10 protein-coding genes are annotated in these 12,460 nt (G+C 76.3%); 8 read left to right on the top strand and 2 right to left on the bottom strand.

Features of this window, described 5'->3' with window-relative positions:
• The first annotated feature begins 175 nt into the window (after positions 1-175).
• Positions 176-520: a hypothetical protein gene (locus G6W55_RS02245; protein WP_175519047.1), complete on the top strand. Its 345-nt coding sequence runs from the start codon at positions 176-178 to the stop codon at positions 518-520.
• A gap of 1 nt (position 521) precedes the next feature.
• Here G6W55_RS02245 and G6W55_RS02240 read toward each other — a convergent pair whose 3' ends face one another.
• Both G6W55_RS02240 and G6W55_RS02235 read right to left on the bottom strand, forming a co-directional pair.
• The gene (locus G6W55_RS02240; RefSeq protein WP_175519046.1) at positions 522-1,412 is read right to left on the bottom strand and encodes a Gfo/Idh/MocA family protein; all 891 of its coding nucleotides are present in this window, start codon (positions 1,410-1,412) and stop codon (positions 522-524) included.
• A gap of 162 nt (positions 1,413-1,574) precedes the next feature.
• Positions 1,575-3,035 (bottom strand): diaminopimelate decarboxylase, encoded by a 1,461-nt coding sequence (locus G6W55_RS02235; RefSeq protein ID WP_175519045.1) that lies wholly within the window; start codon positions 3,033-3,035, stop codon positions 1,575-1,577.
• A 133-nt stretch (positions 3,036-3,168) separates the two neighbouring features.
• Here G6W55_RS02235 and G6W55_RS02230 point away from each other — a divergent pair, with 133 nt between their 5' ends.
• From G6W55_RS02230 to G6W55_RS02200, 7 genes are all read left to right on the top strand, one after another.
• Positions 3,169-5,934, top strand: a complete 2,766-nt coding sequence (locus tag G6W55_RS02230) for a helix-turn-helix transcriptional regulator (RefSeq protein WP_175519044.1) — start codon at positions 3,169-3,171, stop codon at positions 5,932-5,934.
• A 78-nt stretch (positions 5,935-6,012) separates the two neighbouring features.
• Positions 6,013-7,311 carry a helix-turn-helix domain-containing protein gene (locus G6W55_RS02225; RefSeq protein ID WP_175519043.1) on the top strand — a complete coding sequence of 433 codons (1,299 nt, stop codon included), beginning with the start codon at positions 6,013-6,015 and terminating at the stop codon, positions 7,309-7,311.
• Positions 7,312-7,490: 179 nt separating this feature from the next.
• Positions 7,491-8,273 carry an ABC transporter ATP-binding protein gene (locus tag G6W55_RS02220; RefSeq protein ID WP_030795847.1) on the top strand — a complete coding sequence of 261 codons (783 nt, stop codon included), beginning with the start codon at positions 7,491-7,493 and terminating at the stop codon, positions 8,271-8,273.
• Complete coding sequence (locus G6W55_RS02215) at positions 8,270-9,115, top strand: ABC transporter ATP-binding protein (protein ID WP_175519042.1); 846 nt, start codon at positions 8,270-8,272, stop codon at positions 9,113-9,115. Before G6W55_RS02220 ends, G6W55_RS02215 begins: the two co-directional genes overlap by 4 nt.
• On the top strand, positions 9,112-10,008 hold the full coding sequence (locus G6W55_RS02210; protein ID WP_175519041.1) for a branched-chain amino acid ABC transporter permease: 897 nt from the start codon (positions 9,112-9,114) through the stop codon (positions 10,006-10,008). The genes G6W55_RS02215 and G6W55_RS02210 overlap by 4 nt, the downstream gene beginning before the upstream one ends.
• Complete coding sequence (locus G6W55_RS02205) at positions 10,001-11,137, top strand: branched-chain amino acid ABC transporter permease (RefSeq protein WP_175519040.1); 1,137 nt, start codon at positions 10,001-10,003, stop codon at positions 11,135-11,137. The genes G6W55_RS02210 and G6W55_RS02205 overlap by 8 nt, the downstream gene beginning before the upstream one ends.
• The gene (locus G6W55_RS02200; RefSeq protein WP_175519039.1) at positions 11,134-12,414 is read left to right on the top strand and encodes an ABC transporter substrate-binding protein; all 1,281 of its coding nucleotides are present in this window, start codon (positions 11,134-11,136) and stop codon (positions 12,412-12,414) included. The genes G6W55_RS02205 and G6W55_RS02200 overlap by 4 nt, the downstream gene beginning before the upstream one ends.
• Positions 12,415-12,460: the final 46 nt, after the last annotated feature.

Here is a 12,460-nt window from a genome sequence, read left to right as displayed (position 1 = left end):
TCCGTTTCCGCCGCTCCTGCCACACCCCCACGCTCCACCCCGCCACGGACCGGCGCACGCCGGGACGGCTTCCCGGGGTGACGCCCGCCCGGACCCTGCCCCGGCCGCGTTGTCAGACCCGGGTGCCATCCTGGGACGCGGGGTGAGGACCGTGACGGAGGGAGACGGGGGCGCGATGGGACGCGACGGGGAGATCTGGCAGGTGCGCGGCGCGGACGGCGAGGAGCGGGTGGGGGAGATCAGGATCGACGACGCCGACTTCCCGTGGCTGTCGGGCCGGTTCGGCCCCGGCCCGGGGTTCGCCGCCGTCGCACCCTACTTCGCCCGGGAGCTGGCCCTGCTGGAGGCCGGCCTGGAGGCGGAGGGGTACGACTGGCAGGAGTGGGAGCGTGCCTACGACGAGGTGCGGCGGCGCGTGAGACTGGTGTCGCCGAGCGGTCCCGTCGCCGAGTTCCTGCTGCACGTCCAGGGCGACCAGGCGTGGTTCCGGTGGAGCGACGAACCGTTCGAGGAGGGCTGAGTCAGGGGCGGCCGGCGTCCAGCAGGGTCTGGGCGTCGGTGAGGATCTCGGTGACGCGCAGACCGAAGGCGGCGTCGCACGGGTCGGGGCGCCCGGTCGCGGCGGCGGTGCGCAGGGCGTCGGCGGCCCGGGTGAGGGCGGCGAACGCGTCCGGGCCGCCCGAGGGCAGCCGGGCCGTCCCGGCCGCGCCGCGCAGCTCCACGCCCGCGCCCGACGCCGCGGGCGGCGCCGTCAGGCTCAGCGTCACCGTGCTGGAGGCGCCGCCGGTGTGGTCCAGGACCACATGGACGGTGTCGCCGGGTCCCGGGGCGGCCGCCGTCACCCGGCGGACGTCGCCGAGGACCGGCAGCAGCACGGACAGGGCGTGCGGGCCGACGTCCCACAGCGCGCCCTTCTCCCCGCGCCACGGCGTGGCGAAGGGGGAGTCGCTGCCGCTGACGAACACCGACCCCAGCCACTGGGCGTGCGCCGTGAACCAGCCGCCGACGGCCGTCTGCTCGGCGATCCACGCGGCGGCCTCCGGTACGAAACGGGTGGTGAAGAAGACGACCGACGCGACCCCCGCCTCCTCGGCCGCCCGCACCACCGCACGGCCGCCCTCCGGCGTGGTCGCGATCGGCTTGTCCAGCAGCAGATGGCAGCCCGCCCGGGCCGCCCGCACCGCCAGCTCCGCCTGCACGTCCGGCGGCAGCGCGACGGCCACCGCGTCCACCTCGGCGAACAGCGCGTCGACGTCGTCGTAGGCCCGGGTGCCGTGCAGGTCCGCCAGCTCCTTCGCGGCCTCCGGGCGGCGGCCCCACACACCGGCGAGGTCGAGGCCCTCGTGCGCGGCGAGGACGGGGGCGTGGACCATCCGGGCCCAGGGGCCGGTTCCGAGCAGACCGATGCGCATGCCGGGGACTCTCCTTGGCGTGGGGGGACTTGTGCCGTCGCGGGACGATGTCGATCGGGCCGAGCCTCGCACACCGGGCGCGCCCGCCGGTACCCCCGCTCAGGGCGGCGGGGGAGCGGCTCAGGGCGGCGGGGGAGCGGCTCAGGGCGGCGGGAGAGCGGCTCAAGGCGGCGGGGGAGCGGTGAACCCCGTCAGCAGGGCGTCCGCCTGTGCCAGCCCGCTCTCCTCGGACACCTCCCGCACCGACTGCGCGGCCCGCACCGTGGCGAAGGAGGCGCTGCCGTCGTCCTCGGCCAGGAAGCCGTACACGGCGGGCCGGGGCAGGCTGTTGTAGGCCCAGGGCGCCGAGAAGTAGTAGGCGCCGGTGTCGTGCAGGACGACCAGATCGCCCTCGGCGAGTTCCGGCAGCGGGCGTGCGTGCGCCACGACGTCCCCGCCGAAGCAGAGCGGCCCCGCGATGTCCTGCGGCACCCTGGGCCCGCGCTTGGGCGTGCCGTCGGGGCCGTACGCCGACACCCGCAGCGGCCAGGACTCCGGCATGAACACCGTGCGGGTGGCGACCTGGGCGCCGGCGTGGGTGAGCGCCACCCGGCGGCCCCCGGCGTCCTTGACGTACTCGACGACCGCCGCGGTGAAGCCGTTCTTCGCCAGCAGCGAGCGGCCGAACTCGGTGACCACCTGGTAGCGGCCGTCCAGCAGGGCCGGCTCGGCCGCGGTGAGGGCGGCCACGTAGTCGTCGTAGGTCGGGGTGACCGTGTCGTCGGCGAAGTTCACCGGCAGTCCGCCGCCCAGGTCGAGGCTGGTCACCCGGCGCCGCCCGAGACGCGTGTCGATCTCCTGGGCGAGTCCGTGGAGCGTCGCGAGCCCCTCGGCGATCAGGGGCAGCGGGCAGCCCTGCGAGCCGACGTGCGCGTGCAGCCGGGTCAGCCAGGGGCGGCGGGCGAAGGCGTCGACGATCCGGTCCCGGGCGCCCTCGTCCCGCAGCGCCACGCCGAACTTGGAGTGCGGGGTCGCGGTGCTCATCGCGCCGATCGAGCCCTCGCCCACCTGCGGATTGACCCGCAGCCCGACGACGGACGCGGAGCCGGCCGGGCGCAGGGCGTCGATCCGCTCCAGCTCGGCGAGGTTGTCCGCGTTCAGCGCGATGCCGAGGGCGAGCGCCTCCCGGATCTCCGCGCGGGTCTTCGCCGGGGAGTCCAGCACGATCCTCTCCGGCGCGAACCCCGCGTCCAGCGCCAGCCGGGTCTCCCCGGGGCTCGCCACCTCGCAGCCCGTCCCCGCGTCCGCGAGCAGCCGCAGCACCGGCACCAGCGGGCACGCCTTCGCCGCGAAGGCGTGCAGCACGTCCGGCACCCCCGCGAACGCCGCGTGCAGCCCGGCCACGCTGTCCCGTACGCCCCGCACGTCGACGAAGCCGGCCACCGGCCGTTCCTCCCCGAGCAGCCCGTCGGCGACGGCCTGCCGGAGCGCGATCTCCAGATTCCGGGTGCGGGACGACACGTCGCGGTCTCCTCGGGGCGGGGGCGCTGAGTCGGTGCTGCACCTCCAGGGTGACCCCCGGGACGCCGTACGTCCTCGTCCGCCGCCTGCCCGCCCCTGTGCCCGTGCACGCGGCGCGGCCATGGCCGCTGGGCACCCGCACAAGGCGCCGGGCTCCCGGCCCCGGCGAACCCCCAGGTGACAGCCCCGGGACGGCCGGAACCGGGGCCGGACGCACGGCTTCCGGCTCCCCGGGCCCGTCCGTAGCGTCGTGGACATGACCGGACAGACGATCACGGCTCCCGCACGGGTGGTGACCGGTGAACCCGGCTGCGGGCGGACGACGTTCCTGGCGCGAGCGGCCCGGGCGCACCGGGCCGGTGCCGCCGTGTCGGTGGCGGCCGACCTCGCCGTACCGGACGCCGGACTGCGCGCCCTGCTGCGGGCCGTGGAGGCGGCGGACGGGACCGGTCCTGCCGTGCTGCTCGACGCGCTCCACGCCGCCGCGGCGCACGCGCCCCTGCTGGTGTGCGTGGACGACGCCCATCTGTGGGACGCGCCCTCCCGCGCCGTGCTCGGCCAGGCGGCGCGGCGCCTGCGCGGCACCGCCCGGGTGAGCCTGCTGCTGAGCGTGGCCGGACACCGCCCGGTCGACCCGGAGTTCGCCGGACTGCCGGTGATCCGCCTCGACCCGCTCACCCCTGCGGAGGCGGCCGCGCTGCTGGACGAGGTCACGGGCGGCGACGCCGACCCGGCCGTACGGGACGATCTGGTGGACGCCGCCGACGGCAACCCGGCCCTGCTGCTGGCCATGGCCCGGCGGCTCACGCCCGCCCAGCTCCGGGGACACCGGCGCGCACCGCGCCCGCCGGCCGACGCCGCTTCGCTGACCGGCCTCGCGGGCGGCTGCCTGACGGGGCTGACCGACGCCCAGCGCGACCTGGTGCTGAGGGTCGCGGCGGCCCTGACGGACCTGGACGGGGAGGAGGAGCGGGCCGACGCCCGCCTCGTGCTGCGGGACGCGCGGACCGCCGTCCCGGTGCCCGAAGTGCTCGCCTCGACCGACGGGACCCTCCGGTTCCACAGCGACCTGGTGCGCCGCGCCGTCTACGAGAGCGCCCCGCCCGAGCGGCGCCGCGCCGCCCACCGCGCGCTGGCCGAGGCGCTGGAGGCGGAGGGTTCCCAGGGACTCGGCGCCCTGCTGCACCGGGCCCGCGCCTCGGCGACGCCCCCGCCGGGGACGGCGGACGCCCTCGCCGAAGCCGCCGCCGGCCCCGGCCCGCACGGCCCGCGCTGCGCGGCCTACACCCGCGCGGCCGAACTCGCGGCGGACCCCACCCGGCGGGCCGAGTGGTACACGGCGGCGGCCGAACACGCCCTGCTCGCCGGACGCGCCCACCGGGCCCGGCGGCTGCTCGACGCGGCCCGCGACCACGCCGTGCCCCGGGCCCTGCGCGGCCGAATCGAACTGGCCCGCGGCACCACGATCCTGCACGACGGCCCGGTCGACGAGGCCCGCGCCTCCCTGCTCCTGGCCGCCCGACTGCTGGCCGGCGCGGACGACCCACGGCCGGCCCGGACGGCGGCCCTGGCGGCGGCGGACGCGGCATGGGCGGCGGGCGACGCCGCGGGCTGCCTCCAGGCCCTGCCGCGGGGTGAGGATCCGGCCGGGCGTGACGCCGTGCCGTCCGCCGCCGACTACGCCCACGGTCTGCGCGCCCTGCTCGAAGGGCGATTCCCGGCGGCGGCCCGGCGGCTCGGGCGGCTGGTGGCGGACACGGAGACCGGAGAGCTGCCGGACGTCCCCGAGACCTCCCTGCGCGCCGCCGCCGCGGCCCTGATGCTCGGCGACCTGCCGGCCGCCCGGCGGGCCGGGACGCGCGCTCTGGCCGCCGATCACGGGACCGGCGGCGGTGTCGCCGCCCTGGCCCGCGAGTACCTCGCCTACACCGAACTGCGCGCCGGACGGCACGCCGTGGCCAGGACCCACGCGGAGGAAGGGCTGCGCGCCGCGCACCGGACGGGACGGCGCAACACCGCCGCCCACCACCACGCCGCGCTCGCCCTGGCCGCCTCCGTCGACAGCGGCCTCGCCGAGGTCGCCGTACACGCGCGTGCCGCGCTGGCCGTCGCCCGACGGCACGGGCTCGTACAGGCGGCGACCCTGGCGGAGTGGGCGACGGCCCGGGCCGACCTCGGGCACGGGCGGCCCCGGGAGGCCGCCGACCGGCTCGGCCCCCTGGTACGTCCGGGGCCGCGGCGCGGGCACTTCGCGGTGTGGATGTCGGCGGTGCCCTGCTATGTGGAGGCCACGGTCTCGGCGGGCCGGGCCGACGGAGGCGACCGGCGGGACGATGGCGGCCAAGGGGGAGGCCGCGAGCGAGGGGACGGCCGTCAGCGAGAGGGTGGCGAGGCCGCCGAAGTCGTCGCCGTCATCGAGGAGTTCGCCCGTTGGGCCGGATTCGGGGCCGATCCGCAGGCCCCCGCCCAACTCCTGCGCTGCCGTGCCCTGCTGGCCCCGCCGGACCGGACCGACGCCCTCTACCGGTCCGCGCTCGGCCTGCACGACCGGGCCGACGGCGACTTCGAACGGGCGCGTACGGAGCTGTCGTACGGCAAATGGCTGCGGCGCAGACGCCGGCTGCGTGAGGCGCGCGACCGGCTGGGGGCCGCCCTCGTGGGCTTCGAACGCTGCGGCGCCCGCGCCTGGGCCGAGCAGGCGCGAGCCGAACTGCGCGCCCTCGGCGTCTCCGCGGGCGCCCGGACCGGGACGGCGCCGGGACTGTCCGGGCTGACCCCGCAGCAGCTCCGGATCGCCCGCTGGGTCGCCGAGGGCGCCACGAACCGGGAGGTCGCGCTGGCCCTGTCGGTCAGCACCCGCACGGTCGACTACCACCTGCGGAAGACGTTCGCGGCGCTCGGCGTGCGCTCCCGCGTCGAGCTGGCCCGGCTGGTCGAACGCGCCCAGCCACCCCCGGACGGCACCGGCACTGAGATAGGCACGAGCGGCGGGCACACCGAAATCGACCGTGCACACCCCTAGGGACCGACCGGACGGTATGCCATCCTTCGGGGCAGGACGAGCCGGCAGGCACGCAACCCGCCCCGGGGGGAGACCGCGATGCAGTACGCCCTACGGTCACGGACCGTGGCCCGCCCCGCACCGGCCCCGTCGGCCGTGCCCGCGCACCGGCCGCGCCCGCAGCGGGTCCGGTCGCTGATCGACGCCGACGCCCTCCAGGTCCTGCACCGGGCCGCCCGGGTGCTCCTGGCGGACCTGCCCGACCTCACCGACCGGCTGGTCGCCGCGCTCCAGGACGAGGAGCCCGCCTACCGCGCGGCCGTGGCGAGCGATCCGAGCGCGACCTGGCAGGAGGTGCACCGGTCCCTGCGGCACAGCGTGTCCTCGCTCCTCGACCCGCGCGGCCACCGGGACGCGGCCCGCCGGTGCTCGTGGAAGATCGGCGCGAACCGCGCGGAACAGGGCCTGCCGCTGGACGCCCTGCTGCACGCGTTCCGGCTGGGCGGCTCGCTGGTCTGGCAGGGCCTGGTCGAGGAGACCTCCCGGACCGCCCCGGAGGACGTACGGCTGCTGGTGCATGTCGCCGCCGACGTGTGGAACTTCGTCGACGAGCACTGCACCCTCGTCGCCGACGCCTACCGCCAGGTCGAACGGCAGCTCGCCTGGCGGCGCGAGAACCGGCTGCGACTGCTGGCCGCCGCCCTGCTCGACGGCACCAGCCGCATCGCCGACCTGCCGGAGACGGCTCACGCCCTCGACCTGCCCGAACAGGGCCGGTACGCCGTCGTCGCCGTCACGGGCGGCTGCCCCGCCGACACCGCCGCGGTCCGGGCCGCCTACGGCCGCGGTACACGCGTGTACTGGCACACGGGCGTGGAGGTGGACTACGGCATCGTGCTGCTCGGCGACGACGACCCGGACCCCGGGCGGGACGCCGGCGCGGACGGCGGTCCGGCCCCCGCCCACGGCGGCACCCGTACCGGCGTCGGCACGGCCGTGACCGGGCTGGCCGCCGTCGGCGACGCCCGCCGGCTCGCGGACCTCGCGCTCGGCCTGTGCCCGCGGGGCGGCGGCACGATACGGCTGACCGAGCACCTGCCGGCCGCGCTGGTGGTCTCCGCCCCCGAACTGGGCAGCGCCCTCGCCGACCGCGTCCTCGGCCCGCTCGGCGCCCTCGAACCCGCCGACGAGGCCGTCCTGCTCGACACCCTCGCCACCTGGCTGGCCTGCGACGGCTCCGCCCAGCGGGCCGGTGAGCGGCTGCACTGCCACCGCAACACGGTCCTCAACCGGCTGCGCCGCTACGAGCAGTTGACGGGCCGCTCACTGTCCCGCCCCGCGGACGTGGTCGAGATCAGCCTCGCGCTGACGTCCCGGGGCCTGCGCGGCACCGCCTGAGACACCGCGGGCCGCCCCCGGGCCACCCCCTGGGCACCCGCACAACCCCTCCGACCTCCCGTTGGTTCCGCGCAGCGAGCCCGCCTCCTCGCCTGTACCGCCCCTCGCCCGCCGTGCTGTCGTGGCTCCCCCTTCCCCCGACACACGTGCCGCCGCCGGTACGGATCCGAGGAGCCGCGATGCCCGAAGCACCCCCGCAGGAGCGGCCCGCGCTGCACGTCGAGCGGCTCGACGTCACGTACGGCCGCGCCCAGGAAGCCCTGCGTTCCGTGTCCCTGACCGTCCCGCACGGCGCGGTGGTGGCCCTCCTCGGCGCCAACGGCGCCGGCAAGACCACCCTGCTGCGGGCGGTGTCCGGCACCCTGCGTCTGCACCGCGGCACCGTCACCGCCGGTCTGATCCGCTACGGCGACACCGCCCTGGACGGCCGTGACCCGGTCGCCGCCGTCCGCGCCGGGGTCGTCCAAGTCCCCGAGGGAAGAAGGGTGTTCGCCGGTCTGACCGTCGAGGAGAACCTGCGCAGCGGCGGCCTCGGGCTCGGCCGCCGCGCCCCCGAGCAGGTCCGTGAGGCCCGGGACCGGGTGTACACCCTCTTCCCGGTGCTCGCCGAACGCGGCCGGCAGGCCGCCGGACTGCTCTCCGGCGGCGAGCAGCAGATGCTGGCCATCGGCCGCGCCCTGATGGCCGCGCCCCGGCTGCTGCTGCTCGACGAGCCCTCGCTCGGCCTCGCCCCGCGCATGGTGTTCCGGATCGCCGAGGTGATCCGCGAGATCAACGAGCAGGGCACGGCCGTCCTGCTGGTCGAGCAGAACGCGGGCATGGCCCTCTCCCTCGCCGACCACGCCCATGTGCTGGAGGTGGGGGAGGTGCGGCTGTCCGGTCCCGCCGACGAACTCGCCCGCACCGACGAGGTGCGCCGGCTCTACCTCGGCGGCACGGCCGGCGACCAGGGGGCCGCGTGAACCTCCCGGCACCGCCGCCAGAACTCCGCTTCGAGGACGTCACCGTACGGTTCGCGGGCCTGACCGCCCTCGGCGCCGTCTCGTTCACCGTCGCCCCGGGCTCCGTGCACGCCCTGATCGGGCCCAACGGTGCCGGGAAGTCCACCTGTTTCAACGTCCTGTCGGGCCTGTACCGCCCGGAGTCGGGGCGGGTCCGGCTCGGCGACACCGAACTGACCGGCCTCGCCCCGCACAAGGTCGCCGCGCTCGGGGTGGCCCGCACCTTCCAGAACATCGTCACCACCGAGGGCACCGTCGCCGACAACCTCATGCTCGGCCGGCACGCCCTCACCCGCGCAGGGTTCGCCGCCAGCGCGCTCCGGCTGCCCGGCGCGGTCCGCGAACAGCGCGAACACCGGGAGCGGACCCGTGAGATCGCCGAACTCACCGGCCTGGGCGCCCACTTCGACACACCCGTCGCCCTCCTGTCGTACGGCGACCGCAAGCGCGTCGAGTTCGCCCGCGCCCTCTGCCTGGAGCCACGCGTGCTGCTGCTCGACGAACCGGTGGCCGGCATGAACGGCGCCGAACGCGACCGCACCGCCGAGGTGATCGGCACGGTCCGCACCCAACTCGGCCTGACCGTCCTGCTGGTGGAGCACGACATGGGCCTGGTGATGCGGATCGCCGACGAGGTCACCGTCCTCGACTTCGGCCGCACCGTCGCCCACGGCACCCCCGACGAGATCCGCCACCACCCCGAGGTGCTCCGCGCCTACCTCGGCACCCCCGGCGAGACCGGCGCCCCGGGCGAGTTCACGGCCCCCGGCCGGACCACCGCCCCCGGAGAGGACCCCGTATGACCGCCCTCCTCGACAGCGTCCTGGCCGGCCTCGCCCTCGGCGCGGTCTACGCCCTGGTCGCGCTCGGCTTCGTCGTCGTCTTCAAGGCGTCCGGCGTGCTCAACTTCGCCCAGGGCTCCCTGCTGTTGTTCGGCGGCTACCTGGTCGCCGTCCTCCACGACGACCTCGGCTTCGCCGGTGCCCTCGCCCTGGCCGTCCTCGCCACCGCGGCCCTGGCCGGCGCGCTGGACCGGCTGCTGCTCCAGCGCGGCGACCCCGACCCCCGGGCCGCCCACGTCCAGACCATCGTCACCATCGGCGTGGACATCGTCCTGCTGACCGACCTGTCCCGGCGCATCGGCGGGGACCTGCTCTCGCTGGGCGACCCCTGGGGCGACGCGGTGACCCGGCTGGGGCCGGTGACCGTCGCCGACAGCCGGATCGCCGCGATCGTCGTCTCCGCCGTCGCCATCGCCGCCGTCTTCGCCCTGTTCCGGTACACCTCCTGGGGTCTCGCCCTGCGGGCGGCCGCCGAGGACACCGAGGCGGCGGCCCTGATGGGCGTCCGGCTGAGCCGGGTGCGCACCCTCGCCTGGTGCCTGGCCGGCGCGCTCGCCGCCCTGGCGGCCGTGTTCCTCGCCGCGTTCCCCGCCCCCGGACTGGAACGCACCACCGGCCAGATCGCCCTGAAGGCGTTCCCGGCGGCCATCCTCGGCGGCCTCGCGTCCCCGCCCGGCGCCCTCGCGGGCAGCCTGCTCATCGGCCTCACCGAGGCGCTCGCGGCCGGCTACCAGTCCGAACTGCACGTGCTCGGCGAGGGGTTCGGCGACGTCGCGCCCTACGCCGTGATGGTCGCCGTCCTCCTGGTACGGCCCACCGGACTGTTCGGAGCGAAGGGAGCGGCCCGTGTCTGACCGGATCCCCAAGGGCGTCACGGCGCTCCTGGCCGCGCTGCTGCTGTGCGCGCCGCCCTTCTACCTGGACGCGTTCTGGCTGCGGGTCGGCCTGTTCGCGATGGCCGCCGCCATCGGCGCCGTCGGCCTCGGACTGCTCGCCGGCACCGCGGGCCAACTCTCCCTGGGCCACGCCTTCTTCCTCGCCGTGGGCGCCTACGGCTACACCTGGCTGGCCGGCGACCCCGGTCCCGCGCTGCCGCCCGCGCTCGCCGCGTTCCTCGCGGTGCTGCTGGCCGGCGCGGCCGGCGGACTGTTCAGCCCGGTCGCCGGCCGGGTGCGGGGCATCTACCTGGGCGTCGCCACCCTCGCGCTGGTCTTCCTCGGCCACCACGTGCTGCTCACCGCGGACTCCGTCACCGGCGGCTTCAACGGCCGCTCGGTGCCCCCGCTGACCCTGGGCGGCTTCTCGTTCGGCGGCGACGGATCCGAACTCCTCGTGCTGGGCGTGCCGTTCGGCGCCGAGGAACGGCTGTGGTACCTCGGCCTCGCCCTGCTGGCCGGCACCTGGTGGACCGCGCGCGGCATCCTGCGCGGCCGCCCCGGGCGCGCCCTGACCGCCCTGCGCGACAGCGAGACCGCGGCCTCGGTGCTCGGCGTCGACGTCGCCCGCTACCGCTCGGCGGCCTTCGTCGTGTCCTCCATGTACGCGGGCCTTGCGGGGGTGTTGCTCGCGCTGGCCTTCCGCCGGGTCGTCCCCGACTACTTCGGCCTCACCCTCTCCGTCGACTACCTCGCGATGATCGTCATCGGCGGCCTCGGCTCGGTCGCCGGGGCCACCGCGGGCGCCGTGTTCGTCACCGCGCTGCCCCTGCTGATGACCCGCTACGCCGACCAACTGCCCCTGGTGGCCGCCCCCGGCACCACCGACGGCGGCGTCGGCCCGACCGAGGCCGCCCGCTACCTCTACGGCGCGGCCATCGTCCTGGTCCTGCTGTACGCCCCCGACGGACTGCACGGCCTGGTCCGCCGCGCCCGCGCCCGGATCCGCGCCCGGCCGTGGCCCGCCGCACGCACCCGTAGCCCGAAGTCCCCTCCCATCGACCCCACTTCGGCCACCGCCGCCCGAGCCAAGGAGCCCACCCCGTGAAGCGCACGCACCACAGACACCGCACCCCGTCCGCCGCCGTCCTCGCCGCCTCCCTCGCCGTCCTGCTGGCCGCGGCCACCGGATGCAGCTCCAAGGCCGACGGGAAGGGCGGCTCGGCGGGCGCCGACGGCGTCAAGTCCGGCCCCGGAGTCACCGAGAAGTCCATCAGGCTCGGCGCCCTCACCGACCTCACCGGCCCCTACGCCACCCTCGGCAAGTCCATCGTCCAGGCCCAGCAGATGTGGGCCGACGAGACCAACGCCGACGGCGGGATCTGCGGCCGCACCGTCGAGATCGTCGTCAAGGACCACGGCTACGACGTGCAGAAGGCGGTCACCGCGTACGCCGACGTCTCCCCGGACGTCGTCGCGCTGCCCCAGGTCATCGGATCGCCGGTGGTCGCCGCCCTCCTCGACGACATCGAACGCGACCATCTGCTGACCTTCCCGCAGGCATGGGCGGCCTCCCTGCTCGGCAAGGACTCCGTACAGGTCATGGGCACCACCTACGACGTCGACATGATCGCCGCCGTCGACTTCCTCATCCGCACCAAGGGCCTCGCCAAGGGCGACACGATCGGCCATGTCTACTTCGAGGGCGACTACGGCGCCAACGCCCTGGAGGGCTCGACCTGGGCGGCGAAGCAGGCCGGCATGAAGGTCGTCGGACAGAAGATCAAGGCCACCGACACGGACCTGTCCGCACAGGTGTCGGCGCTCCGCAAGGCCGGCGTCAAGGCCGTCCTGATCAGCGCAGGACCGGCCCAGACGGCCTCCCTGGTCGGCGTCGCCGCCTCCCGCGGACTGCGCGTCCCCGTGGTCAGCAGCGCCCCCGGCTTCGCGCCCCAGCTCATGAAGACCCCCGCCGCACCCGCCCTCACCGCCCTGCTCCACGTGGTCAGCGCCGCGCCCGCGGTCAGCTCGGACCTGCCCGGCGTGCGGAAGATGGTGGCGGCGTACGGCAAGAAGTACCCGGACTCCCCGGTCGACTCCGGCGTGCTCTCCGGCTACAACGCGGCCCAACTCCTCGGCGGCGACCTGAAGAAGGCGTGCGCGGACGGCAGCCTCGCCCGCGAGGACGTGGTCAAGGCGCACCGCGCCACGAAGAACGCCGACACCGGCCTCGGTTCCCCGCAGGACTTCTCCGACGTCTCCGAGCCGGCCGCCCTCGCGTCGTACATCCTCAAGCCGGACGCGAAGGCGGTCGGCGGTCTGGTGGGCGTGGAGGACGCGCACCAAGCACCGGGCGTCGCCGACTACTTGGCGGGCCGCGGCTGACCGATCGCACATGAACGGGGGAGAGGGGCGTGCCGCGGCACGCCCC

The organism is Streptomyces sp. CAI-85 (assembly GCF_013363615.1).
GTDB classification, from domain to species: domain Bacteria; phylum Actinomycetota; class Actinomycetes; order Streptomycetales; family Streptomycetaceae; genus Streptomyces; species Streptomyces antibioticus_B.
The sequence above is the reverse complement of the archived record's forward strand: the minus strand, read 5'-3'. Positions and strand labels throughout refer to the sequence as shown.